Genomic DNA, 25,505 nt, shown 5'->3' with positions numbered 1-25,505 from the left:
TCATGACTCGTCCCGGTCCACTGCGCGCCGCCATGATGGCGGCGCTGCTCATCCTGGCGCCCGCGCCCTTGCTCCTGGCACAGGAGCGCCCCAGCGAAAGCGACGCCAAGGCCACGGTCGATGCCCTCAAGCGCGACATCCAGGCCCTCGATACGCGACTCGAGAGTACCCGCGAGGCGCGCAGCGATGCCGGACGCCAGCTCGAGAAGGTCGAGACGGCACTGGCAGATATTCACCATCGCCTCGATGCCTTGCAGGCCGAACGGCGCCAGTTGGACGACGAAATCGCCTCCCTCGAAACCCGGCAGCGCGAACTGCAGACCCAGCAGACCGCCCAGCGCCAGGCCCTGGGAGAGCAGATTGCCGCCCTCTACCGCCTAGGCGACACGCCACAGCTCAAGCTGCTGCTCAATCAGGATGATCCGGCGCGCCTGGACCGCATGCAGACCTACCTCAACTACCTGGCCGATGCGCGCCGGGCGCGCATCGAGGCCCTGGCCCGCCTCGACCGGGAGTTGGCCGACAACCGTGAGTCACTGACCCAGCGACGCTCGCGCCTCGACGCGCTGCTCAGCGAACTCGATGCGCAGAGCGCCACCCTGGCGTCACGCATGCGCGAACGCCAGGCCCTGGTCGCCAAGCTCGACGCCCGCTACGCCAGCGAGCAGTCGCGCCTGGAAGGCCTGCGCCAGGACCGAGCCCATGCCGAGCGCGTTCTCGAGCAGGTACGCCGCGAACTCAAGCGGCTCGAGCAGCCGCCGCCGTCCACAGCGATCGCCAAGACCCAGGGCAAGCTGCCCTGGCCGGTACAGGGCAAGGTGGTATCCACTTACGGCAGTGGCGACGGCGTCAATCGCAACGGCCTGCTGATCGCTGCCGCCGAAGGCACGCCGGTACGTGCCATCCATGCCGGCCGAGTGGTCTTTGCCGACTGGATGCGCGGTTTTGGCAACCTGCTGATCGTCGACCACGGCGACGACATCATGTCGCTTTATGCCCACGTCCAGCGCTTCGACGTGAGCGTCGGCGACCGGGTGACGAACGACCAGGTGATCGCGGCGGTCGGCAATACCGGTGGCCGCCCGTCTCCGGGCCTGTATTTCGAGGTGCGGCGCAACGGCGACCCGATCGACCCGCGGCGCTGGATAAGCCAGCGCTGACGGTGAGCCGATGTAGCACTGGCCCCGACCGTAACGCTATGCTGGACATCTAACCGCCATGACCTGGAGAGAGCATGCGCCTTCCCCTTCTGACCTGGTTACTGCCGACGCTGCTGCTCAGCCTGCCGGGTATTACGCTCGCAGCGCCCGAAAGCGAGGCCACGGACGACCTGCCGGTAGCCGATATCCAGACCTTTGCCGAAGTCTTCGAGCGCATCAAGCGCGCCTATGTCGAGGAAGTCGACGACAGTACCCTGTTGCGCAACGCGATGCGCGGCATGCTCGGTGAGCTCGACCCGCACTCGGCCTACCTGGATGGTGAGGACTTCCAGGCCCTGCGCGAATCCACCCAGGGCGAATTCGGCGGTATCGGCATCGAAGTGGGCATGCAGAACGGCCAGTTGACGGTGATCGCCCCGCTCGACGACACGCCGGCGGCCGAGGCCGGCCTGCAGCCACGCGATACCATTCTGCGCATCGACGACCAACCCACCGACCGACTGTCGCTCGAGGAGGCCGTCTCGCTGATGCGCGGCGAGGCAGGGACCGAGATCGAGCTGACGATCCTGCGCAGCAACGAGTCCACTCCGCGCAACGTCACCCTGACGCGCCAGGTCATTCGCAGTGATAGCGTGAAGAGCGAAATGCTCGAGCCGGGCTACGGTTACCTGCGTATCAGTCAATTCCAAAACCGCACCGGCGAGCAGATTCGCGAGGCGTTGAACGAGTTTCAGACCCAGACGCCGCTCAAGGGCCTGGTGCTCGACTTGCGTAACAACCCCGGAGGCGTGCTGGACGGCGCCATTGAGGTCGCCGATGCGTTCCTCGATGACGGCCTGATCGTCTACACCGAAGGCCGCCTCGACGACAGTGACATGCGCTTCAGCGCCACCCCGGACAGCGCAGCGCCGGACGTGCCCGTCGTGGTGCTGATCAATGGTGGCAGCGCCTCGGCCGCCGAGATCGTCGCCGGCGCCCTGCAGGACCAGAAACGCGCGATCATCATGGGCACACGCAGCTTCGGCAAGGGCTCGGTTCAGCAGGTCATGCCGCTGGGCAACGGGGACGGCGTCAAGCTGACCACGGCGCTGTATTTCACCCCGGACGGCCGCTCGATCCAGGCTCAGGGCATCGAGCCGGATGTCGAAGTGGTGCGTGGCCGGCTCGAGATTGCCGAGTCCTCGGGCCTGGAGATTCGCGAGGCCGACCTGCGCGGCCATCTGGAGAACGTCGATGGCACAAGCCCGGGATTGCGCCCCTCAGGCGACCCAGTACAGGACTATCAGCTGGGCGAGGCCCTCAACCTGCTCAAGGCGCTCAACGTCCTCGAGCCGCGTTTCACGGGGCGCGACAGGGCCGACTAGGCAAAGCCACCTCCACCCACCACGACGGGGACAGGGCGAAGCCAGGGTCATTCGTCATGGATGACGAATGTAGCGCCCATGGAAGGGTTCACAGCGCCCTGGCACAGTCCTGCCCCGGCGGGCCGCAGTGACTAGCGACATGAGGCTGGGAGCCGCCCTCGTTCACCGATCGCCTGGCGCATCAGCAACCGCTTGACCGGCTCCAGGCGATCGACGCCGGACAGTCCGATATTGCGTGCCAGGCGCAGTGCCGGGTTTTCCGATCCGAACAACAGCCGAAAGCCGTCCATCAGCGCCAGCATGGACGCATTGTCACCCCGCCGACGGCGCGCGTAGCGCGACAGGATGCGTATGTCGCCCAGCTCGGCACCCCGGCGCCGGGCCTCGATCAGTTCCTCTGCCAGTACCGCCGCATCCATGAAGCCCAGATTCACGCCCTGGCCGGCCAGCGGATGGATGCTGTGCGCCGCATCGCCCACCAGGGCCAGCCCTGGCTCGACGTAGTGTCCGGCATGGCGCTGGGTCAGCGGGATATGCACGGCATCGTCGATGGGCTCCACCGTGCCCAGACGCTGCTCGAAGGCGGCAGCCATCTCGCGCCCCAGAGCGTCACGCGGCAGCGCGCACAGTCGTGCCGCCTCATCCGGCGACGTCGACCACACGATCGAGCAATAGTGATCGTCGCCGGCCACGCTCAGCGGCAGGAAGGCCAGGGGACCACTGGCCAGGAATACCTGTCGGGCCACGCCACCGTGCCCCCGCCCGGTGCGCACGGTGGTCACCAGGGCGGCATGGCCAGTCTCGCGGGCCGACACGTCGATGCCGGCCAGCTCGCGTACCTGTGAGCGGGCCCCGTCGGCCGCCACCGCCAACGGTGTAAAATAGCGCCGTCCGTCAGCCAGCATCAGGCGCCGCCCCACGGCCGTGGTCTGCATTACGTCCAGCCGTGCCCCGAATACCTGCGTCACACTGGGAAGCCTGGCCAGGCGCGCTTCCAGCGCCGCCAGCATGACGTCATTCTCGACGATATGCCCGAGCACGTCGGTCCCGGCCTGGTCGGCATCGAAGCTGATCTCGCCATTGCCCTCGGCATCCCACACCTGCATGCCGGTATACGGCGTCACCCGGCGTGCCGCCATGGCCGGCCAGGCCCCGAGCCGGGTCAGCAGCCGCTGGCTGACCGGTGTCACCGCACTGACCCGCTGCGCTGGTTGGCCACGCCCCACCGCCTCGCCATCCAGCGGCCCGGGGCGTGCATCGAGCACCGTCACCGTCACCCCGGCCTCGCCCAGCAGGCATGCCAGCGCCGCCCCCACCAGGCCGCCACCGACGACGATCACTTCCGATTCTGCCTGCGATTCGTTCATGGCTACTCCCTTTTACCTCTCCAGACCCATGGCCCGCCGGGCAAAGGCCCGGCGGACAGGTCCTGCCAGATTCAACCCCACCAGCCCCGCCGCCCGCACATGCGACAGTAACGGATGCGACACTCCGAACAGACGAATCAGGCCGTCGCTGAAGCGGATGACGTTGCGCCGGTCGAGGGCACGGCGGGCCTCGAACGCGTGCATGACGCTCATGTCGCCCGGCGGCTGTCCCGACGCGATGCCGGCATCGATTGCAGCCACCAGGTCCATCACACCACGCAGCGCCAGGTTGAATCCCTGTCCCGCCACAGGATGCAGGGCATGCGCGGCATTGCCCAGCACGGCCAGGCCGGGACGAACGCTTTCCTCGGCGGTAACCAGCGACAGCGGATAGACATGGCGGCGCCCGACGCGCCGGAAACGCCCGGCGCGCTCGCCGAAGGCACGCTGCAGCCTGGCCAGGAAATCACCGTCGCTGAGTGCCAATGTTGCATGCTCCTCCCCGGCGGCGTGCGTCCAGATCAGCTCCATCCGATTGCCGGTCAAGGGCAGCAAGGCCAGGGGGCCCTCGGCCGTGAAGCGCTCGAATGCCACGCCACGATGCGGTTGGCTGACCTCGAGCGTAGTAATCAGTGCCGCCTGGTCGTAGGGCGCTTCGTGGCTGGCGATGCCCAGGCGCTCCTTGAGCCCGGAACGCCCGCCATCAGCCAGTACCGTCAGCCCGGCATGCAGCTCACTGCCATCGGACAGGCGCAAACGATAGCCTTGCGGCGAGGCCGCGATATCTTCGACCCGCGCCGGGCAGTGCCAGTCGAGATCGATATCCGTCAGGCGGTCATGCAGCACGCGCCCCATCCAGGCATTGGGGAGGACGTAGCCCAGCGCATCGACACCCAGCTCGTCTGCCGTCAGTCGCGTCACCCCCAGGCGCCCACGCTCGCTGACATGAATCGTCTCGATGGGCTGGGCCTCCCGCGTCAGCGCATCCCAAACCCCCAGCGTCTGGAAGTGCCGCCGCGAACCCTGCGCGATGGCACTGGCGCGGGCGTCGAAACTGGGTTGGTAACCCTGCATGCCGTCCGCAGGCAGGGCATTGGCCTCGATGACGGCGACCCGCAATCCGTGTCGCCGGATCAGCGGCGCCAGCGCACAGCCCAGGCTGGCTCCGACCAGGCCGCCCCCGATGATGGCGATATCCACGCGCTCGGAGTGATTCATGTCCCACCTCGCATAGCCATTATCCCTATTACGTAAATTACGTATTGGCTGATTTCCTGCTGTCGACGCTGATCAAATTTTCGCCATCAGTGCTTCGATATCGTCCACGCGCTTGGGCACGGCCGATGTCAGTACCTCGTGCCCCTCATCAGTGACTGCCACGTCATCCTCGATGCGAATGCCGATGCCCCGCAGTGCTTCGGGAATGTCCTCGTCCTCGGGCAGGTAGAGACCTGGCTCCACGGTGAGCACCATGCCCGGCGTCAGCAACCGGGGCTCGCCATTGCGGCGATAACCCCCGACATCGTGGACATCGAGTCCCAGCCAGTGCGAGGTCGAGTGAAGATAGAAGCGGCGATAGCTCTCATCCGTGACACGCTCCTCCACGCTCCCCTCGAGCAGTCCCAGCTCGATCAGCCCTGCCGTCAGGTCGTTCACCACGCCTTGGTGAATCTCGCCCAGCGTGACGCCCGGCGCCACGGCCTCCACGGCACGCTCCTGGGCAGCCAGCACGATCTCGTAGACGCGCCGCTGCTCGGGCGTGAAGTAACCATTGACCGGAAAGGTCCGGGTAATGTCACCGGCATAGAGGTCGAACTCGGCGCCGGCATCGATCAGCACCAGGTCACCATCGCGTAGCGAGTCGGCATTTTCGATGTAGTGCAGCACGCAGGCATTGGCGCCGCCGCCGACGATGGTGCTGTAGGCCGGCGCCTGCCCGCCCTGCCACAAAAATTCGTGCTCCAGTTCGGCCTGGAGATGGTATTCGTGCAGTCCTGGTTGGCAGGTACGCATGGCGCGCAGGTGCGCCCGTGCGGAAATTTCGGCGGCATGGCGCATCAGCGACAACTCGGCCTCGCTCTTGACCAGACGCCGCTCATGGATGAGATGCGTTACGTCACACAATGCCCGGGGGGCCTCGGCGCCCTGGCGCACCCTGGTGCCAAGCTCGCGCCGCACCGCTTCGCCCAGCGCAACCGCCGCCTCGTCGTCCAGCGGCAGGTAGAGCGCTTCGCGGCCATCCAGCAGTTCACTCAACCGCTCGTCGCGCTCGGCATTCTCGAACGCCTGATCGATACCGAAGCGTGCCACGGCGCCCTCGGCCCCGATGCGAATGCCGGTCCAGGCCTCCTTGGTGGGGTCCTTGTCCTGGCAGAACAGCACGCTCTCGCCTGCTTCGCGGCCGGGCAGCAGCACCAGCAGCGCCTCCGGCTCGGGAAAGCCCGTCAGGTAATGGAAATCACTGTCCTGGCGAAAGGCATATTCGCTGTCGTTGCTGCGCGTAGCCAGGGTGGCTGCCGGCAGCAACACGGCACTGCGCGCTGGCAAGGCTGCCATCAGGGCCTGGCGACGGCCTCGGTATTCGTCCAGACCGATGGCCGCGGGGCGCGGCAGGATGTCATGTGGCATTTACGTTCCTCATTGCTGGGGTTCGTCGTCGACCTGTTCCACCTGCGGGCGCCCCGGATGCTGCTCGGTGTACAGCAGCATGGCCGCCATGCGCGCGTGCTCGGTCAGGGCGAACAGGTCGTTCTCGTTCTCGGCATCGTCTTCCAGGGCCAGGTCGTCGATCCCGGCTAGCACCTCGAGATCCTCGATGGCCTCGCGCAGGTTGGCCGACCAGGCGTCGCGGGTCTCGGCACTCACCTCGCCGACGACCTCGAGAAAGCCCAGGGTCCATTCGCGCAGCCCGCGGGCGCGCTCGGCCAGCGAGAACATGTCGTCGGGCAGCAGCGGCTCGTAGTTGAGCTCGGCGGCGGACAGTGCATCGAGTACCTGGCGGCGCCAGCCCAGCAGAACCTCGCCCTGATCGCGGTCCTTGGGCTGCTCGACGCCCATGGCGGCGCAGACCTCTTCGAGCCAGGCCTCGGCAGGCAAGTCATGCAATGCCAGGCCAGCGGCCAGTCGGCCGTCGAGAAAAGCCGGCGACTGCAGGCTGCCGTGTACCAGGAAAACGTTGGCGATGGATGAGAAATCGTGCTGGTCGTTGATGATCGGCATGGTTATCCGTGACGCGTGGAAAGGTATGGGACGACCGAGGCGTTATTCTCGGCAATGCCCTCGAGCCGGAATGCGGCGGCGCGAGGCTGCATTGACCGGCCTATACCGCCTCTCTATAGTGGCCGGAACTGTCTGCATCTTACCGTATCGGGCCCGTCCTTGGCCCACCCCTGTCCAGGAGTCAGCCATGAGCGATGACAAACGATCGACGACGGAGATCACCCTGCTGGGTCGCAACTACGTCATCGCCTGCCCACCCGAGGAGCGCCCCCAGTTGGAGCGGGCCGCGCGCTACCTGGATCGTGCCATGCACGGCATCCATTCCCGCGGCAAGGTGCTGGATTCGGAAAAGGTCGCCATCATGGCCGCCCTCAATATCGCTCACGAACTGATCCGCAGCCAGGACGAGCACCGTGCCGACGAAGAGAACCTGGCCCGGCTCAACGAGCGACTCGGCCAGGCGCTCATTGGCTTGCCCGGCTCGCGCGAGGCGACATCGTGAGGCGCGACACATAACTTTGGCCACAATCCCGGGGCTCTGTTAGGATGAAGGCGTTCCCTGGGGTGTGCGCCAGTCGCTGAAGTCCCTCGAGCCTATGCGCAGTACCCAGGGGGCCAATAGCTAGGCAGGCCCGTGTGCATGTCCGTGCGACGGAAAGCCTGACGGTCTGCCTGCGGCCACCCACCTTGAACCAGTGGGTTCAAGGGCCAGAGCGACAACGGCACTCTGGGGAACTCTTATCCCATGACGGGAAATCGGCTTTCAGGGCAGATTTTCCGCCTCAACGTCTTGCCGGTCAGCCGTGGATTTCATCGAAGATTCCCTTACCGACAGCCTGTCTCAGCCTCAGCGTCGCAAGGCCTTGCGACGCGAACTGCGCCAGCGCCGCCGAGCCCTGTCACCGCTGCAGCGCCGGCAGGCCGCCGACGCACTTGGCAAACGTCTACGTAGCCTGCCGGAAGTCCAACGCGCCCGGCGTATCGCCATCTATCTGCCCAACGACGGCGAGATCGACGTTACCGTGCTGCTGCCCTGGCTGAAACGTCGTGGCGCCAAGGTCTACCTGCCAGTGCTTCGCCCCCTGTCCGACAACCGGCTGTGGTTCGTGCACTATCACGAAGACACGCCCATGGTGGCCAACCGCTTCGGCATTCGCGAGCCGCATACCCGCCATGGTGCCCACCGCGCCCGGCAATTGCCGCCCTGGGCACTGGACCTGGTGCTGCTCCCGCTGGTCGGCTTCGATGATGCCGGCAATCGGATGGGCATGGGCGGCGGCTTCTACGACCGCAGCTTCGCCTTCGTGCGTCATCGTCGACCACGGCCTCGCCTGATCGGCGTGGCTCACGATTGCCAGCGTGTCGAGCGCCTGCCCATTGCATCGTGGGATGTCCCGCTCGATGCCATTGTCAGCGATGCCCGCGTTGTCCGTCCCGACCGAGGATGAGCCCTCCATAACGAGAACCGGCAGGCAACTTGCGTTGCCTGCCGGTTCGGAATCGTATCGTTCAACCTGACTCGTGACACGCTGGCGTATCGCGAGACGGACACCGCTCAGGTGCCGACAAAGGTTTGAGCATAACCGGTTGCCACCACACCCAGACCGAAAATCAGTACCAGTGCCATGACCAGATCGGGCTTGCGCTTCATTAACCGCTCCGTGAAAAGTCGTTGTTATAACTACCCCAGATAACAGGGGCGACTATAGGGCTACGCAAAAAGAATGACAACTGGTTAATTAACGATTGCTTCAACGCCAGCCCAGGCCACACGGCGCTTTCAATGTAAGCGAACGGTTACTAACTTCGTTGTTTACCCTCTTGAAAGACTTATCGGCAGAGGCCGGGAAAACTTTCGGGTAAGAAATGCAACTTCCTGAAAAGTTCCCGGCACATGACATCACGTTTTGTTTCAGGCCATGAACAGGCGATAGGCGGCGTTGTCGGTTTCCTTCCAGTAGCGATAGCCGATCCGGTCGAAGTACTCCTCGACATGGCCGCGATCACCGTTGGGTACCTGCATGCCGACCAGCACGCGACCATAGGCTGCGCCGTGATTGCGGTAGTGGAACAACGAGATGTTCCAGTCGGCCGGCAGGTGGGTGAGGAAGTTCATCAGCGCCCCGGGGCGCTCGGGGAATTCGAAGCGGTAGACCTGCTCCTCGAAGTGCTCCTTGGGACGCCCGCCACCGAGATGGCGGATGTGCAGCTTGGCGAGTTCGTTGTCGGTCAGGTCCTCGACCGGGTAGCCGGCTTCGCGCAGCTTGCGGATCAGCTCGGCGCGGTCGTCGCCCCCCGGCTTGACCTGCACGCCGACGAAAATGTGGGCATCCTCGGGGTCGGCATAGCGGTAGTTGAACTCGGTCACCATGCGCTTGCCGATGGTACGACAGAACTTCTTGAAGCTACCCGGCCGCTCGGGAATGGTCACCGCCAGGATCGCTTCGCGCTGCTCGCCGAGTTCGGTGCGCTCGGCGATGTGCTGCAGACGATCGAAGTTGGTGTTCGCTCCGGAGTTGATGCACAGCAGTGTCTCGCCTTCGGCACCGGTCTGCTGGATGTACTTCTTGAGCCCGGCCAGCGACAGCGCGCCGGAGGTCTCCGACACGGCACGCGTGTCCTCGAAGATGTCCTTGACCGCCGCGCACATCTCGTCGGTGTTGACGGTGATCACGTCGTCGATCAGGTCGCGGGCAATGGAGAACGGCACCTCGCCGATCTGCGCCACGGCCACCCCCTCAGCGAACACGCCGACCTGATCGAGAACCACGCGCTCGCCGGCGTCGAGCGCAGCCTTCAGGCAAGCGCTATCCTCGGCCTCGACGCCAATCACCTTGACCTCGGGCCGCAGGTACTTGACGTAGGCAGCCACGCCGGCGATCAACCCACCGCCGCCCACCGGCACGAAGATCGCATCGAGGCGCCCGGTCTGCTGCCGCAGGATCTCCATGCCCACCGTGCCCTGGCCGGCCACCACGTCGATGTCGTCGAACGGCGGAATGTAGGTGTAGCCATGCTCCTCGATCAGCTCCAGCGCATGAGCCAGCGCCTCGCTGAAGGCATCGCCGCGCAGCACGACCTTGGCGCCACGGGCACGCACCGCCTGGACCTTGATGTCCGGGGTGATGCGCGGCATCACGATCACCGCCTTGACGCCGAGCTTCTTCGCCGACAGGGCCAGCCCCTGGGCGTGGTTGCCCGCCGAGGCCGCAATCACGCCCTTGGCCTTCTGCTCCTCGGAGAGCATGGCCATCTTGTTGTAGGCGCCACGCACCTTGAAGGAGTAGACCGGCTGCAGGTCCTCGCGCTTGATCAGGATCTGGTTGTTGAGACGGCGGGAAAGGAAGGGGGCCGGGGAAATCGGCGTTTCGTGGGCGGCTTCGTAAACGCGGGCCTGGAGTATCTTCTTGACGGTGTCTTCGAGCATCCTGGTGTCCTGAGAGATCGCGCGGGACCGGGGCTGGGAAAAACCCCTATTGGTAGCAAAGGCGGCGCCCCGGCGTCCAGCGTCTTGGCCAGACACCATTCAATCGGGGCGATGGGCTCGCCTATAATGGCATCTTTGCCATTCAGCCACGAGCCATCTATGACCCAGGACGAACTCAAGCGTGCAGTCGCTGCCGCCGCCATCGACGAAATCAAGCCCCTGCTGGGCAACGATACGGTGATCGGCGTGGGCACCGGCTCCACGGCCAATCACTTCATCGACCTGCTGGGCGCGTTGCGCCATGACTTCAAGGGCGCCGTGGCGAGTTCCCAGGCCACCGCCGAACGCCTCAAGGCCCAGGGCATCGATGTCTTCGAGCTCAACCACGTCGGCAGTGTGCCGGTCTACGTGGACGGTGCCGACGAGATCAATCCACGCCTGGAGATGATCAAGGGCGGTGGCGCCGCGCTGACCCGCGAGAAGATCGTCGCGGCCTGCGCCGAACGCTTCGTGTGCATCGCCGATGCCTCCAAGCGCGTCGAGGTGCTGGGAGGGTTCCCGCTGCCCATCGAGGTGATTCCCATGGCGCGCTCGTACGTGGCTCGCGAGCTGGTCAAGCGCGGCATCACGCCGGTCTATCGCGAAGGCGTGGTCACTGACAACGGCAACCAGATCCTCGACTGCTACGACTTCCTGATCGAGGATCCGCAACGTACCGAAGCCGACCTCAACAATATCGTCGGCGTGGTCACCAACGGCCTGTTCGCCGCGCGTGGCGCCGACGTGCTGCTGCTGGGTACCGAGCGTGGCGTGGAGCGCATCACAGCCTGACGCCTAGGTCAGGCGATTGGGCCCGCTTTCGCCCTGTCGGTAGGCAACCAGGTTGCTGCAGGTGACCTCGGCGATCTCGCGCAGCGCCTCGACCGTGAAGAAGCCCTGATGCCCGGTGACCAGCACGTTGGGAAACGTCATCAGCCGGGCGAAGACGTCGTCGTCGATGATCTCCGCCGAGTGGTCGTGGAAGAACAGCTCGCTTTCCTGCTCGTAGACGTCGATGGCCAGTGCGCTCAACTGGCGCGACTTGAGCGCCTCGATGACCGCCTGGGTGTCGATCAGCGCGCCGCGCGAGGTATTCACCAGCATTGCGCCAGGCTTCATTTTCGCCAGGGCCGGGGCATTGATCAGGTGATAGGTGTCTTCGGTCAATGGACAGTGCAGCGAGACGATGTCGGCCTGCGCCAGCAGCGTATCGAGATCGACACGCTCGCCCAAGGTGTCGAAGGCCGGGTTGGGAAACGGGTCGTAGCCCAGCACCCGGCAACCGAAGCCCTGCAGCAGCCTGGCCATGACCAACCCGATGCGTCCGGCACCGACCACCCCGGCGGTCTTGCCGTGCAGCGTGCTGCCGAGCAGGCCGTCGAGGGAGAAATTGCCCTCGCGCACGCGGTTGAAAGCACGGTGAGTCTTGCGATTCAGCGTCATGATCAGCGCCATGGCATGTTCGGCGACGGCCTCCGGCGAGTAAGCCGGTACCCGGGCGACGAACAGACCCAGGCGCTTCGCGGCATCGAGGTCGACGTTGTTGTAGCCGGCACAACGCAGCACTACCGCCTTGACACCTTCGCGGGCCAGCGCCTCGAGCACTCCGGCGTCCAGCACATCGTTGACGAATACGCACACCGCCTCGCTGTCCTGCGCCAGCGCCACGGTCCCGGCATTCAGTGTCGCGGCCTGGAACCGCCACTCGATACCGGCCTCGGCGAAGTGGGCAGCGCGCACCTCCTCGAGATACTGCCGATCGTAGGGCTGGGCGCTATAGACCGTCACGTGCATGGAACACCTCGCTTGTTTACGCTTTGTCTGAGAAATGGCTGCGCTCGCCCACACGGCGTTAAAAATCGGCTCAAAATGCTCATTTACACCGCGTAAACTCCGCTTTTTCGCGAATTTTTGCCTTGTCTGGCCATTGCTCACCGGTTTTTCAGACAGAGCTTAGAGCTGGCCCGACAGTTCGAAATACTTCCTGGCCACCAGCAGCGAGACCAGCCGTTCGCGCTGGCGATCCTTGAACTGTGCCACGTGGCGCTGGGCATTGGCGATGATCTCCAGCGCTTCGTCGGTGTGCGTGGCGTAGTAATCCATCTTCTCCTCGATGTCGGCGCAATCGTCCCGCAGCGGCACGTAATGCCGCCAGGGCTCCAGGCGGCCTTCCATGAACCAGGTCTCGAAGCGCGGCCGGGGCATGAAGCACAGCGAATTCGACGCCATTATCCACTTGAGGTTGGTGGCGACGTCCTTGCCCTCCAGGCTCAGCACGAACTTGTAATTCAGTTGATCGCGTATCGCCATGAAAGGGCGATAGTCGGCCTGGGCCTTGCGCTTGGGGTCGGTCTGGCCGATATCCATGCCCGGCGTGTCGTGCAGGCGCTGGATAACCGCGCGGCGCTGGTCGTGAAAGCACTTGCCACGCCAGACCACTGCCGTGCGCTTGCGTTCGAAGGGCTGGGGGTCGTCGACGAAATTATAATGACGGATCTGGTTGAGCTTGAGCAGCACGGCGTTGGCGTTATCGCCGTCAATGGGCCGGCTCTTGACGAAGGTGGGCACCTCGGGCACCCGGGTAACATCGCCGAAACGGTATGCAAAGCGGCATTCCGGATCGAAATGGCGTACCACGCTCTTGGTGTCCAGATAGTACGTACCGCGTCGCTCATAGCGGAAATCGGCGACACGCTGGGCACGAACGTCGAGCGTGAAAGGCGACTGGCATTTGTTGTAGTACTCGACCCGGTCGAGGACGTCATCCAGCGCCTGGCCGCGGTAGCCGGCCAGTATCCGTTCCAGGCGATAGCGAAAGAGGCGATCCGGCGCCAGCAGCGTGAGCAGACCGGCGGAGTAATAGCGAAGCTTACGGCTCTTGTGGAACAGATTCATGGTGGACTCTTCCAGGCGCTACCTAATGGTTCACCCCATCCGGCAATGGCGTCTCGGCGTCGCCTGGCAGCAACTTCGCCAGGCCGGCCAGCGTGCGCGCCAGCGCACCACGCTGGGCCATGACCGCTGCCTTGGCAGCCTCACCCCGACGACGACGCTCGTCCGGTGCCGCTAGCAGGGCACTGACCGCCTCGCCGAGGGCCTCGGCATCGGCGACGTCCACCAGCGCATCGGCGCTACGCAGCACCTCGGCGACATCGCTGAAATTGGCCAGCTCGGGGCCACTCAGCACCGGTACGCCCAGGATGGCCGGCTCGAGCAGGTTATGTCCGCCGACCGGCACCAGGCTGCCCCCGACGAAAGCCACATCGGTAGTTCCATAAAGGCGCATCAGCTCGCCCATGGTATCGCCCAGGTAGACCGTCGTCTTGTCCTGTACGGGCTCGCTGCGCGAGCGGCGCGCCAGAGTCTCGCCCCGTTCCCGGCACAACTCGGCCACGTCGTCGAAGCGCTGGGGATGTCGCGGCACCAGAATCAGCAGGGCATCGGGATAGCGCTCACGAACGCGACGATGCGCCATCAGCACCTGCTCGTCCTCGCCGGGGTGGGTCGACGCCGCGGTCCATACCGGCCGCGGGCCGAATGATGCACGTAAGTGCTCACTTTCTCCAGACATCCGATCATCGGCGTCGATATCGAACTTGAGCGATCCCACCACGTCGAGCCGTTCCCCGGGCATGCCCAGTTCGCGAAAGCGCTCGGCATCCTCGCTGGATTTTGCTGCCAGCCAGTCGACCTTGGCCAGGGCATTAGCCATCAGCGCCCCGAGTCGCCGGTAACCACGCATGGCGCGTGCCGACAATCGGCCGTTGACCACCGCCACCGGCACGCCCCGGCGATGGCAGGCCTCGAGCAGGTTGGGCCACAGTTCGGTCTCGAAGAAGATCGCCAGTTCGGGAGCAAGCGTATGCACGAAGCGCCGCGCAGCCCCGGGGAAGTCCAGCGGCACGAAGTGATGAGTCACTTCGCCCTTGAACAGCGCCTCGACACGCTCGGCGCCGGTCGCTGTCATGGTGGTCACGACGAGTTGGTGCGCGGGATAACGACGCCGCAGCGCCTCGATCAATGGCCGGGCGGCGATCACCTCGCCCACCGAGGCGGCATGTAGCCAGAGGGTGGGATCATTCGACTCCGGCACATGGCCAAGCCGTTCAAGACGCGGGTGAGTGGGTACCTGCTCACGCCAGACCCGCCGCCATATCAGCGGCGATAGCGTGTAAAGCGCGCCGCTGTAGAGCCAGCGAGCCCAGCCCTTGGGCGGTGCCGACGACACGCGGCGCTCAGCGTTCACGATCAAGGATGGTCGAGATCATGGCCGTGGTGGATACACCGTCCTCGAAGCCCAGCACCTTGACCTCGCCACCGTTGGCAATGACCGCCTCGCCACCGGCGATCTCCTCGGGCTTGTAGTCGCCGCCCTTGACCAGTACATCGGGCAACACCGCCTCGATCAGGCGCGCCGGGGTGTCCTCGCCGAAGGCCACCACCCAGTCCACGGCGCCCAGCCCGGCCAGCACCTGCATACGTCGTGCCAGCGGGTTGATGGGCCGCTGCGGCCCCTTAAGGCGCGAGATGGAGGCGTCGTCGTTGACCGCCACGATCAGCCGGTCACCCAGGCGCTTGGCCTGTTCGAGGTAGGCGACATGGCCGGCATGCAGAATGTCGAAACAGCCATTGGTCATCACCACGCGTTCGCCGCGCGCCTGGGCGGCACGCCCCGCCTCGACCAGCGCCGGCTCGGCGATCACGCCGAATTCCGCCAGCTTGTCGCCATGCAGGGCGGTGTAGAGCTCGGCGACGGAGAGCGTCGCCGTGCCCGGCTTGGCGACCACCAACCCGGCGGCGAGATTGGCCAGGGTCATCGCCTCCGGATAGGCATGGCCCGCCGCCAGGGCCAGGCCGAGCACGCCAATCACCGTGTCGCCGGCCCCGGTGACGTCGAACACTTCGCGGGCGTGGGTCGGCAGGTGCAGCGGCGCATGGCCCTCGCGGATCAGGGTCATGCCCTTCTCGCTGCGGGTGACCAGCAACGCCTCGAGATCGAGTTCGGCGCGCAGCCGTTCGCCCTTGGCCGCCAGCTCGTCGTCGTCGCGGCAATGGCCGACCACGGTCTCGAACTCGCTGAGGTTGGGGGTGATCACGCTGGCACCGCGATAGCGGCTGAAATCGCTGCCCTTGGGGTCGACCAGTACACGCTTGCCGGCGGCGCGGGCCATCGCGATCAGCGACTCGACGCGATTGAGCGTGCCCTTGCCGTAATCGGAAAGGATCACCACGTCGCTATCGGGCAGTGCCGCCTCGACCTTGCCCAATAGCTCGGTGGTATCGACATCGCCGAGCTTCTGTTCGAAATCAAGACGGATCAGCTGCTGGTTGCGGCTCATCACGCGCAGCTTGGTGATCGTGGGAATGGCGTCACTGTACTGAAAGTGAGCACTCACACCTGACGTTTCCAGGCGCTGCGAGAGCAGGTTGGCATTGTCGTCGTTGCCGACCAGGCCGGCCAATGCGGCATGCCCGCCCAGCGAGGCGATGTTGAGCGCGACGTTGGCCGCCCCGCCGGGACGATCCTCGGACTCGCCGACGTGTACCACCGGTACCGGCGCCTCCGGTGAGATGCGCGACGTGCCGCCGTGCCAGTAGCGGTCGAGCATGACGTCGCCGACGATCAGCAGGCGGGCCTGTTCCAGGGCGGTAAGATCAAGCTTCATTCGTAGGCTCCGACGTGGCGGTGCGAGGAAGCGCCAGCAGCGCCTCGGCCTGGGCGATGACATCCTCGGCACGGATCAAAGACATGGCATCGGGATGACGCACCCGCTCGCCCCAGGTGATGGTCTCGGGGTCCTTGTGCAGGTAGGCGCGCACCGCATCGGGATAGCGATTTACCACATACTCTCGCCACAGGTAGGGCGCGGCGCGGTCGGGATTGGTGGTGGCATAGAGCCCCACGGTAGGCGTCCTTAGGGCATTGGCCATGTGCACCGGTCCCGAATCGGGAGCGATTACCAGGCGCGCCCGGGCAATCAGCGCCAGCAGTCCCTTCAGCGAGCTGGCGCCGATGGCGTCGATCACCGCCTCGTCGGGGGCCAGGGCACGAATGCGCTCGCCCATCTCGCGCTCCTGGGCACTGCCGCCGCCGGTCAGCAGCGTCTTCAAGCCATGCTGGGCCCAGAGATGCTCAGTGACGGTGGCGTAGCCCTCCGGCGACCAGTTGCGGAAGTTGCGCAGGCGCGGATTGGCACACGGGCTCATCAGCACGTAGGGCGCGTCACCGCTCAGCCGTGCCGCCTCGGCCATGGCCGCCTCGGGCACCGGCAGGTTCCACTCGAGATGGTCGGTATAGGCCGGATCGACGCCCAACAGTCGGGCAAAGTCCATGAATGACTCGAGGACGTGGGCGCGGGGGTGCGGGTCGAGCTGGCGGTGGGTAAAGCGATGCTGCCAATCCTTGGCGCGAGCCTTGTCGTAACCGACCCGGACCTTGGCCTTGAGCCCCAGCGACAGCACGCTGGCGCGCAGGGCCTGCTGCATGTGCAGCAGGACATCGAAGTGCGTATCGGCGAGCTGACGCCAGATCTCGCGCATGCCGGTCAGGCCGGAGGCCTTGTCATAGACCACGAACTCGACCCCGGACAGGCCAGAAAGTAGACTGTGCTCGCCCTTGCCGACGATCCAGGTAAGACGGGCTTCGGGCCACTGGCGCTGCAGGGCGCGCACGGTGGGCACCAGATTGCAGACATCGCCCAGTGCGGAAAGCCGCAACACGCAAATATGTGCGGGGCGCTCGGGCAGAGGACGCTTCATGCGGTTGGCTACGCTCCAGACGGGAAAAGCTTTCATTCTATATGATGCCGGCATTCTATGTGACGCCATGGCCGCGCCACAAATCACGCCCGCCTGGTTCACCCCCGCCTTCTGGCAGGCCCGCGATGCCGTGACCGGCCAGGCACCGGGGCGTGGCGCCAGCCTGTTCATCTCTGCCAGCGCGGTGGTGCCAAGCGACGCGCAATGGGTATTGCGTACCTATCTACGCGGCGGTTTCGCCGCGCGTATCAGCGAGACCCGCTACGTGTGGACCGGCCTCGAACGCACCCGGGCCTTTCGTGAAATGCGCCTGAATGCGGCGCTGCACGAGCGAGGCCTGCCGGTCCCCACCCCGGTGGCTGGCTGCGTGTGGCGACATGGCCTGACCTACCAGGCCGGCCTGCTGACCGAGCGCCTGATGGGCGCCCGGTCGCTGGCTGACGTACTGCCGGAAGCCGACGAGGCATTGCTGGCCCGGGTTGGCGAAACGGTGCGGCGCTTTCATGAGGCGGGGCTCGATCACGTCGACCTCAACGTGCGCAACCTGCTGGTCACTCCCGACGAGCGCGTCTGGCTGATCGATCTCGATCGCTGTCGCCTGCGCGCTCCAGGCAACTGGCAGGAGGCCAACCTCAAGCGGCTGCAACGTTCAGTGGAGCGATTTGTCCCTGGCCAAGGCAAGGCCAGGCTGCGCCAGATACGCCGAGGCTATGACGTCCAGTAACGAGACACCATGAACGATACTTCCCTTTCTTCTCCCCGCCGGCGCCTGCGCGCCAGCCTTGCCTTTGCGCTATGTAACCTGCCACTGGTCTGGTTGATCGCCCTTCGTTACGTTCCGTATCTGGAGACACCTGATGACTGGCTCGGCGCCAGCTATCTCGTCACCACATGGGTCGGCCACTTCGGTTTACTGGTGCTGCTCGCTTGGGTGCCGCTGGCAGTCATCGCGCTGGATTTGCCCCGTCGCGCCGCATGGTTGCCAGCCGCATTGCTGGCCACGGCCGGGCTGTGGCTCCTGTTGCTGGATACCGGGGTCTACGCTCAGTACCGTTTCCACATCAACCAGTTCATGATCACGCTGTTCCTGAATGACCAGAACGGTGAAATCTTCAGCTTCACGACGACAACCTGGCTCGCTGTCCTGGGTATCGCCCTGGTACTGCTGGCGGGTGAGGCCTGGCTCGCCAGGTTCCTGTTCAATTCGTCACGGACCGTGCGCCTGCCCGTCTGGCACATGGCCGGTGCCCTGCTCCTGATCATGACCGCCAGCCACGCGATACATATCGTCGGTGATGCCCGCTACCAGCGCAGCGTCACACAACAGGCCGCTATCTACCCGTTACTGTTTCCGGCGACGGCCAAGGATTTCATGGAGGCGCGTGGCTGGCTCGACCCGCGTGCCGCTCGCAACGCGAATATCGGCACGTCGCCAGAAGGGGCGGAAAGCCTGAACTGGCCACGCCAGCCCTTGTCCTGCAATGCCGGAACACGGCCTCCCAACATCCTGTTGGTCCTGATCGATTCATGGCGTCGCGATGAGTACAGCGCACGGAACACACCACGGATGCATGCGGCCCTCGATGGGACAGGACGACGCTACCTGTCTCACTTCAGTGGCGGCAACAGCACACGCAGCGGAGTCATGAGCCTGTTCTATGGCCTGACCGGCAATTACTACCATCTGCTCGAGGACACCCAGACCCCCTCGCTGCTGATCAAACAGTTGCAAGAGACAGGCTATGAACTGGGTATATTCAGCGCCGCTAGCCTGGACAGTGTCGGCTTTGACCGCTCGGTGTTTGCCTCGGTGCCTGAGCTTCCGCCGGCTGCCCAGGGCGAGACACCGGCACAGCGCGACCGGGCCATGACCGAGTCATGGCTGGACTGGCAGGCCACACGGCGCCGGACGGACTCCGAAACGCCCTGGTTCGGCATGCTCTTCTATGATGCACCTCACGGCTACAGTACACCGCAGGACGCGACAATGCCGTTCCAGCCCACGGCAAGACGCATGAACTATCTCAAGCTGGGGCCGGATACCGACCCGCGGCCTTACTACAACCTGCACCGCAACGCTGTCTATCATGATGATCGCTTGATCGGGCGGGTCATCGACGATCTCAAGGCCAGCGGTGACTGGCAGAACACGGTGCTGATCGTGACCGGCGACCACGGCCAGTCGTTCAATGACTTCGGCAAGAATTACTGGGGGCACAACAGTCACTTCGCCCCGCCGCAGACACAGGTACCCATGATCCTGCATGGCCCCGGCATTTCTGCCGGCAAGCACGAGGGCACTACCAGTCACCTGGATGTGGTGCCCACCCTGATGCGTCATGTTTTAGGGTGCGCCAATGCCAGTCAGGACTATAGCCAGGGACGCGATATGCTGGATGCCACGCTGGACCATCCGTGGGTCATGTCGAGCAGCTATCTCGACTATGGCATCATCGAGAAGCAGCGCATCACGGTGGTCGACGGGACTGGCAGCTGGAAAGTCGTCGACCGGCAGCTGAACGAGCAGAAGGAAACGATATCCCCCGCTGTGCTGGAGGCCATGCAAGTATCCAAGCGTTTCTATGCCCCCTAGCGGTCTCTTCGCCCCCAGCAATTCCGGAGCATTCATGGCCCCCATAACCGGCGTGGTGATCACGCTCGACGAAGCTGACAATATCGAGGCCTGCCTGGCCTCGCTGGCACGCGTCTGCGACGAGCTGATCGTCGTCGACTCCGGCTCCCACGACGCCACCCGCGAACTCGCCGAACGCGCCGGCGCCCGGGTCATCGCGCAGCCCTACCTCGGCGATGGGCCGCAGAAGAACGTCGGTCCTGCCCAGGCCAACCATCGTTGGGTACTTTCGCTGGATGCCGACGAGCGCCTGACCGACGAGGCCGTGCAAGCCATTCGGGAACTCGACCTGGCCACGACGACCCAGGCCGGTTTTGCCCTGCGCCGGCGCAATTTCATCGGCTCGCGCTGGGTCAAAACCTGTGGCTGGTATCCCGACTACTGCATCCGCCTTTACGACCGCGAGCGCACCGGCTTTTCCGACAGCCGCCAGCACGCCTCGGTCACGACCAGGGACGTCACCCGGCTGGAGGCCGACATCGAGCATTACTCGTTTGCCAACCTCAGCGAGCTGTTCACCAAGGCCAGCGGCCGGTTTTCTACCCGCGCGGCCAAAATCATGTATCTCAAGGGCAAACGGGCCAATGCCTTGTCACCGTTCGTGCACGGCGCCAATGCCTTCGTCCGCAAGTACGTCTTCCAACGCGGATTCCTGTCGGGCATCGATGGCGTCTCCGTGGCCCTTTCCGCCGCAGTCAACGCTTACCTCAAGTACGCCAAGCTGCTCGAATACCAGCGCGATCGCAAGGTTCGCGATGCCGAGGACTTCGACCGGGTATGGTGACCTCCTCCACGCCCTTGCATGTGCGCCACGTCAATCTCGCCAAGGGCTTTCGCGGTGGCGAACGCCAGACCGTGCTGCTGATTCGCGCCCTCGCGGCCCATGGCGTCAGCCAGAGCCTGGTCTGCCGCCACGATTCGCCGCTGCCGGCAGCGCTGGCCGGAGTGGATGTCGCCATCCTGGCGGCCGATCACCAGTTGGCCGGCCACTTCCGCGGCGGGCACGCCGACCTGGTCCACGCCCACGAGGCCAAGGCCGTGCACTGGGCCTACCTGCACCATCGGCTGCGCGGCGTCCCATATATCCTGACCCGACGCGTGCCGCAGCCGGTCAAGGACAAGCCATTCAATCGACTCACCTATCGCTCGGCCGCCAGCGCCGTGGCAATCTCCTGCGTCATCGAGCAACATCTCGATGCCCTGGGCTGGTGTCCTGTCACGCGCATTCCCAGCGCCCTGTCGCACCTGCCCAGCGATCCGCAGCAGGTCGAGGCGCTGCGCCAGCGTTTCGCGGGGCGGCGTGTGGTCGGTCATATCGGCGCACTGGTCGATCGCCACAAGGGCCAGCGCCTGCTGATCGATGCCGCCCGTCGACTGCGCGAGTCACACCCTGAGTTGTTATTCGTGTGCCTGGGCCAGGGCGAGGATGACGCCGTGCTACGGCAGGAGAGCGCCGACCTGGACAACCTCGTCTGGGAAGGCTTTCGCAGCAATGTCGGCGATTATCTCGAGGCCATGGACCTGTTCGCCTTCCCGTCGCGCAACGAGGGCCTGGGCTCGACCCTGCTCGATGTCATGGACCACGACGTGCCGATCGTCGCCACGGATGTCGACGGTATTCCCGACATCGTCGTGCATGAGCGAAGCGGCCTTCTGGTGCCGGCCAACGATGCCGAGGCGCTGACCCAGGGCATCGTCGCCCTGCTCGACGATCCCGAGCGCTGCCGGCGCCTGGTGACCGGGGCCCGGCAGCGCCTGGCGGCGTTCACGCCCGCCGCCATGGCCGAGCGCTACCTAGCGCTGTATCGCAGCCTGCTGGCGCACCGATGACGGCCATGTCATGACACGACATTGAGTTTGCTTATGACAAGCCCACGACAGGCTTGTTACTCTTTCGGGATTGCTGAAAGGACGCTGCAACGATGTCGATTCGTCATCCCGGGCACCGATGGCCTTCCCTGATTCTGCTCGGGTTGTGCCTCGGTTATGCCATTACCACCGTGATCGCCCTGCCTCACCTGTTCACGCTGCCCATCCTGGGGCTCTGGCTGGCCCTGGCCTGGGGGTTTCGCTGGGGAGCGCCGAAGCAGGCCCGAGCGCCGGACAAGGTCTGGCCCTGGTCGCTGTTTCCCCTGGCCCTGTGGTGGCTATGCATCTACGTCACCAACAGCTATGGCCGGGTCGACTTGTCGGCCATCCTGTTTCATTTCCAGGCTGGGGTGACCGATCATGGCGGCACCGGACGGATCCTTTACGCCATCGTACATACTTTGGTTGGCCTGCTCATGCTGGCCGCCTTTACCTGGCTGGTACGGGTCGATCATCGCTGGCGCCTGCTCGAGAAAGTGCTGGTGATGTTCCTGCTGGCCTTCAATCCGCTGCTGTTCGGTATCACCCGCCAGGGCGCCGCCATTGTCGCCGAGGACGACTCCTGGCTCGACCGGCGCTATGTGCCGCCAGTCATCGAAAAGGCACCGGCCAACCCGCCCAACCTGATCCTGCTTTATCTGGAAAGTATCGAAGGCACCTATGCCGATGAGGCCCGCTTCGGCGATGCCTACGACGATCTCGAACTACTCGGCCAGCGCGGGCTGGTATTTCACGGCGTGCGCCAGATCGAGAACACCGGCTGGACCATGGGCGGCATGATCGCCAGCCAGTGCGGCGCGCCGTTGATGCCGGCAGGTCTGATGCACGACAACCAGTTCGAGCCACTGCATCATGTGGTCCCCGGGGTGAACTGCCTGGGCGACCTGCTCGACGCCCAGGGCTACCGCCAGATGTTCATGGGCGGTGCCAGCCTGAAGTTCGCCGGCAAGGGTCTGTTCTATCAGGATCACGGCTTCGACCGGATGCTCGGGCGCGAGCAGCTCGAGAAGCGCCTCGAGGACCCGGAATACGTCAACAGTTGGGGCATCAACGACGACTCGCTGCTCGACATGGCCGTAACAGAGATCCGCCAACTGGCCAAGAAACCCGGTCCGTTCGCCTTCGTCGGCCTGACCCTCTCGGGACATCCGCCCTACGGGTATCCGGCGCAGTCGTGCTACGACCGCCAGGGCGAGTTCGACGGTGTCAACATCCTCTACTCGGTGCAGTGCAGTGCCTTCCTGGCGCGTCGCTTCATCGAACGCCTCGAGGCCGAGGGCCTGCTGGAGAACACCCTGGTGGTGGTGGCCAGCGATCACCTGTCGATGAAAAACTCCGCCTGGCAGCGCCTGATCGAGGGGCCGCGCGAGAACACGCTGATGATGTTCGGCAATGGCCTGCCCCGAGGGGTGATCCAGCGCGAGGCGTCGACCGTCGATACCCTGCCTACCCTGCTGGAGGCCATGGGCTTTACCATTTCCTCCCATCGGGCCGGACTGGGCGCTTCATTGCTGTCACAGGCGCAGACCTTGGTCGAGCGCCACGGACTGGAAGGCTTCAATGCCCGCCTGCTTGCGGAGAACGCCCTCCAGCAGCGGCTGTGGAAGCAGGCCGACGACATGCCGCCACCCACCACGGCGCAGAACGACACCGCCCGGGACTAGGTCAGTGCTTCCTCCCGAATCGCGCGGAACAGCCGTTCGGGGGCGAGTTGCTTGAGGCAGTGGGTATGCCCCAGCGGGCAGGTACGCTCGAAACATGGAGCACAGGTCAACGCCAGGGTGTGAATACGCGCGTTGTCGGTCAAGGGCGGCGTGTAGCGCGGCGATGACGAGCCATAGATCGCCTGCACACGGATACCTACCGCGGCCGCCACATGCATCAGGCCCGAGTCGTTGGTCACGGCCTGGCGGCAGTCGGCCAGCAGATCGACGGCATCGGCCAGTTGCGTCCGCCCGCACAGGTTGAACGCCTGCGACAGGCCACTGACGATCACTTCGCCCGCATCGACGTCCTTGGGGCCACCCATCACACGAACCTCGAACCCATCGTCGATCAACTGCTCGGCCAGACGGCGAAAATGCTCGAGCGGCCACTGCTTGGCCGGGCCGTACTCGGCGCCCGGCATCATCGCGATCGCCGGCCATTCGCCCAGGCCATGTTCGGCCTTCAGCCTGGCAAGGTTGACGGTATCGATCTCGAGGCGCGGCTGGGGAACCGTGAAGTCGCCACGTGCCGCCTCGCCTTCAGGCAAGCCCAGCGATACGAAGCGCTTGACGGTCTGGTCCAGTAGCGTCTTGTCGAGGCGCCGTCGCTCGTTGAGCAGCCCCACGCGCTGTTCACCGGTGAACCCCGTACGCCGCGGCACTTTCGCCAGGAACGGCACCAGCGCCGACTTCCACGAGCGCGGCAGCACGATGGCATGGTCGAAGCGTCCGCGCAGCGAACGAGCCAGTGTCCGGCGCGCACCCCAGCCGAATTCACCGTGCTTGACGTCGAGCCCGATGGCCTCGTCGACCTCGGCCATGCGCGCCAGGATCGGCTGCGACCAGCCCGGTGCCAGCACCGCTATCGAGCAGCCGGGATGGCGCGTCTTGAGGGTCTTGAGCAGGCTCTGGGCCATGACCATGTCGCCAACCCAGGATGGCCCCACAACCAGGATCCGCTCGCCTGTCGTCGTCGCCTCAGCCATTGAGCCATTCCAGGTAGGCCGTCACGCCCTCGCGCACCGTGCGGAACTCGGCGCTGTAGCCGGCCTGGCGCAGGCGCGAGATGTCGGCACGGGTATAGCTCTGGTAACGGCCCTTGAGTTCGTCGGGGAAATCGATGTACTCGATGTCGCCCTTGCCGTAATAGTCGATCACCGTCTCGGCGATGGCCTTGAACGGCTCGGCACGCCCGGTACCCAGGTTGAAGATGCCGGACTGCTCGGGATGGTCGAGGAACCACAGATTGACGTCGACCACATCGCCCACATAGATGAAGTCGCGGCTCTGCATGCCCGCGTCGTAGCCGTCCCAGGCACCGAACAGGCGCGGATTCTGGCCCTGGCGCACCTGGGTGTGGTGGTGATAGGCAACGCTGGCCATCTTGCCCTTGTGCTGCTCGCGCGGCCCGTAGACATTGAAGTAGCGGAAGCCCACCACCTGGCTGTTGAAGGTCTTCCAGCGTGCCCGGACATACTGGTCGAAGAGCAGCTTGGAATAACCGTAGACGTTGAGCGGCTTCTCGTGCTCGGGTGCTTCGACGAACACCTCGCTGCCGCCATAGGTGGCCGCCGACGAGGCATACAGGAACGGAATGCCGCGTTTCTGGCAGTAGTGCAGCAAAATCTTGGAATACTCGAAGTTGTTCTCGAGCATGTACTTGCCGTTCCATTCGGTGGTATCCGAGCAGGCACCCTCATGGAAGATGGCCTCGATGGGCGGCAGCCCGCCATCCTCGCCGTGCATCTGGGCCTGGATACGCTGCAGGAAGTCATCCTTGTCGAGATAATCGCCAAGGGCGCAATCGGCCAGGTTGACGAACTTGGTGCCGTCGCTCAAGTCATCGACCACCAGCACGTCGTTGCGGCCGCGCGCATTGAGCGCCTTGACCAGATTAGCGCCGATGAAGCCCGCACCGCCCGTCACTACGATCATGTCGATCCCCTATCTTGGCTAGCTTCGC

At 64.9% G+C, this 25,505-nt stretch carries 22 protein-coding genes and 1 other RNA gene; 11 read left to right on the top strand and 12 right to left on the bottom strand.

Translation table 11 applies throughout. The features are described 5' to 3' along the window. Positions 1-2 precede the first annotated feature (2 nt). Both BM194_RS08415 and BM194_RS08410 read left to right on the top strand, forming a co-directional pair. A complete protein-coding gene (locus tag BM194_RS08415) occupies positions 3-1,160 on the top strand; it encodes a murein hydrolase activator EnvC family protein (protein WP_092845677.1) in 1,158 nt (385 codons plus the stop codon). A 74-nt stretch (positions 1,161-1,234) separates the two neighbouring features. Beyond that, positions 1,235-2,524 carry a S41 family peptidase gene (locus BM194_RS08410; RefSeq protein WP_092845675.1) on the top strand — a complete coding sequence of 430 codons (1,290 nt, stop codon included), beginning with the start codon at positions 1,235-1,237 and terminating at the stop codon, positions 2,522-2,524. Between the two features lie 131 nt (positions 2,525-2,655). On the opposite strand, the gene BM194_RS08405 is transcribed toward BM194_RS08410, so the two are convergent. The 4 genes from BM194_RS08405 to BM194_RS08390 form a co-directional block, all read right to left on the bottom strand. Beyond that, positions 2,656-3,891 carry a UbiH/UbiF/VisC/COQ6 family ubiquinone biosynthesis hydroxylase gene (locus tag BM194_RS08405; protein WP_092845673.1) on the bottom strand — a complete coding sequence of 412 codons (1,236 nt, stop codon included), beginning with the start codon at positions 3,889-3,891 and terminating at the stop codon, positions 2,656-2,658. 12 nt (positions 3,892-3,903) lie between these two features. Continuing rightward, positions 3,904-5,109 carry a 2-octaprenyl-6-methoxyphenyl hydroxylase gene (gene ubiH, locus BM194_RS08400; RefSeq protein ID WP_092845671.1) on the bottom strand — a complete coding sequence of 402 codons (1,206 nt, stop codon included), beginning with the start codon at positions 5,107-5,109 and terminating at the stop codon, positions 3,904-3,906. A gap of 72 nt (positions 5,110-5,181) precedes the next feature. Then, entirely contained in the window at positions 5,182-6,519 is a 1,338-nt protein-coding gene (gene pepP, locus BM194_RS08395; RefSeq protein ID WP_092845669.1) for a Xaa-Pro aminopeptidase, read from the bottom strand. Positions 6,520-6,528: 9 nt separating this feature from the next. Then, positions 6,529-7,110, bottom strand: a complete 582-nt coding sequence (locus BM194_RS08390) for a UPF0149 family protein (RefSeq protein ID WP_092845667.1) — start codon at positions 7,108-7,110, stop codon at positions 6,529-6,531. Positions 7,111-7,297: 187 nt separating this feature from the next. On the opposite strand from BM194_RS08390, the gene BM194_RS08385 reads away from it, so the two are divergent. The 3 genes from BM194_RS08385 to BM194_RS08375 all read left to right on the top strand — a co-directional run bounded on the left by BM194_RS08385 (position 7,298) and on the right by BM194_RS08375 (position 8,558). After that, positions 7,298-7,612, top strand: a complete 315-nt coding sequence (locus BM194_RS08385) for a cell division protein ZapA (RefSeq protein ID WP_092845665.1) — start codon at positions 7,298-7,300, stop codon at positions 7,610-7,612. 51 nt (positions 7,613-7,663) lie between these two features. After that, positions 7,664-7,848: non-coding RNA, 6S RNA (gene ssrS / locus BM194_RS08380), on the top strand. 65 nt (positions 7,849-7,913) lie between these two features. Next, the gene (locus BM194_RS08375; RefSeq protein WP_218155384.1) at positions 7,914-8,558 is read left to right on the top strand and encodes a 5-formyltetrahydrofolate cyclo-ligase; all 645 of its coding nucleotides are present in this window, start codon (positions 7,914-7,916) and stop codon (positions 8,556-8,558) included. 464 nt (positions 8,559-9,022) lie between these two features. Here the strand turns inward: BM194_RS08375 and ilvA are convergent, their stop codons facing one another. Continuing rightward, positions 9,023-10,636 (bottom strand): threonine ammonia-lyase, biosynthetic, encoded by a 1,614-nt coding sequence (gene ilvA / locus BM194_RS08370; RefSeq protein WP_092845663.1) that lies wholly within the window; start codon positions 10,634-10,636, stop codon positions 9,023-9,025. A gap of 60 nt (positions 10,637-10,696) precedes the next feature. On the opposite strand from ilvA, the gene rpiA reads away from it, so the two are divergent. Beyond that, a complete protein-coding gene (gene rpiA, locus BM194_RS08365; RefSeq protein ID WP_092845661.1) occupies positions 10,697-11,368 on the top strand; it encodes a ribose-5-phosphate isomerase RpiA in 672 nt (223 codons plus the stop codon). A 3-nt stretch (positions 11,369-11,371) separates the two neighbouring features. On the opposite strand, the gene BM194_RS08360 is transcribed toward rpiA, so the two are convergent. The 5 genes from BM194_RS08360 to BM194_RS08340 form a co-directional block, all read right to left on the bottom strand. Further along, positions 11,372-12,370 (bottom strand): 2-hydroxyacid dehydrogenase, encoded by a 999-nt coding sequence (locus BM194_RS08360; protein ID WP_092845659.1) that lies wholly within the window; start codon positions 12,368-12,370, stop codon positions 11,372-11,374. Positions 12,371-12,529: 159 nt separating this feature from the next. Beyond that, positions 12,530-13,471, bottom strand: coding sequence for a glycosyl transferase family 90 (locus tag BM194_RS08355; protein WP_092845657.1), 942 nt, complete (start codon positions 13,469-13,471; stop codon positions 12,530-12,532). A 22-nt stretch (positions 13,472-13,493) separates the two neighbouring features. After that, complete coding sequence (gene waaA / locus BM194_RS08350; RefSeq protein ID WP_092846011.1) at positions 13,494-14,822, bottom strand: lipid IV(A) 3-deoxy-D-manno-octulosonic acid transferase; 1,329 nt, start codon at positions 14,820-14,822, stop codon at positions 13,494-13,496. Beyond that, positions 14,812-16,242 carry a bifunctional D-glycero-beta-D-manno-heptose-7-phosphate kinase/D-glycero-beta-D-manno-heptose 1-phosphate adenylyltransferase HldE gene (hldE, locus tag BM194_RS08345; RefSeq protein ID WP_092845655.1) on the bottom strand — a complete coding sequence of 477 codons (1,431 nt, stop codon included), beginning with the start codon at positions 16,240-16,242 and terminating at the stop codon, positions 14,812-14,814. Before hldE ends, waaA begins: the two co-directional genes overlap by 11 nt. Then, positions 16,232-17,335: a glycosyltransferase family 9 protein gene (locus BM194_RS08340; protein ID WP_092845653.1), complete on the bottom strand. Its 1,104-nt coding sequence runs from the start codon at positions 17,333-17,335 to the stop codon at positions 16,232-16,234. The genes hldE and BM194_RS08340 overlap by 11 nt, the downstream gene beginning before the upstream one ends. Between BM194_RS08340 and BM194_RS08335 the strand changes: the two genes are divergently transcribed. From BM194_RS08335 to BM194_RS08315, 5 genes are all read left to right on the top strand, one after another. Further along, on the top strand, positions 17,334-18,059 hold the full coding sequence (locus BM194_RS08335; RefSeq protein ID WP_092845651.1) for a 3-deoxy-D-manno-octulosonic acid kinase: 726 nt from the start codon (positions 17,334-17,336) through the stop codon (positions 18,057-18,059). The two genes, BM194_RS08340 and BM194_RS08335, sit on opposite strands and share 2 nt — an antisense overlap. 9 nt (positions 18,060-18,068) lie before the next feature. Continuing rightward, on the top strand, positions 18,069-19,928 hold the full coding sequence (locus BM194_RS08330) for a DUF3413 domain-containing protein (RefSeq protein ID WP_092845649.1): 1,860 nt from the start codon (positions 18,069-18,071) through the stop codon (positions 19,926-19,928). Positions 19,929-19,962: 34 nt separating this feature from the next. Continuing rightward, positions 19,963-20,751: a glycosyltransferase family 2 protein gene (locus BM194_RS08325; RefSeq protein WP_092845647.1), complete on the top strand. Its 789-nt coding sequence runs from the start codon at positions 19,963-19,965 to the stop codon at positions 20,749-20,751. After that, positions 20,745-21,797, top strand: coding sequence for a glycosyltransferase family 4 protein (locus BM194_RS08320; RefSeq protein WP_092845645.1), 1,053 nt, complete (start codon positions 20,745-20,747; stop codon positions 21,795-21,797). Before BM194_RS08325 ends, BM194_RS08320 begins: the two co-directional genes overlap by 7 nt. A 92-nt stretch (positions 21,798-21,889) precedes the next feature. Then, positions 21,890-23,500 carry a sulfatase-like hydrolase/transferase gene (locus tag BM194_RS08315; RefSeq protein ID WP_092845643.1) on the top strand — a complete coding sequence of 537 codons (1,611 nt, stop codon included), beginning with the start codon at positions 21,890-21,892 and terminating at the stop codon, positions 23,498-23,500. Here BM194_RS08315 and waaF read toward each other — a convergent pair. After that, positions 23,497-24,528, bottom strand: coding sequence for a lipopolysaccharide heptosyltransferase II (gene waaF, locus BM194_RS08310; protein ID WP_092845641.1), 1,032 nt, complete (start codon positions 24,526-24,528; stop codon positions 23,497-23,499). The two genes, BM194_RS08315 and waaF, sit on opposite strands and share 4 nt — an antisense overlap. Then, the gene (gene rfaD, locus BM194_RS08305) at positions 24,521-25,477 is read right to left on the bottom strand and encodes an ADP-glyceromanno-heptose 6-epimerase (protein ID WP_092845639.1); all 957 of its coding nucleotides are present in this window, start codon (positions 25,475-25,477) and stop codon (positions 24,521-24,523) included. Before rfaD ends, waaF begins: the two co-directional genes overlap by 8 nt. Positions 25,478-25,505: the final 28 nt, after the last annotated feature.

Source organism: Modicisalibacter xianhensis (assembly GCF_900113605.1).
Taxonomy (GTDB): Bacteria; Pseudomonadota; Gammaproteobacteria; order Pseudomonadales; family Halomonadaceae; genus Modicisalibacter; species Modicisalibacter xianhensis.
The sequence above is the reverse complement of the archived record's forward strand: the minus strand, read 5'-3'. Positions and strand labels throughout refer to the sequence as shown.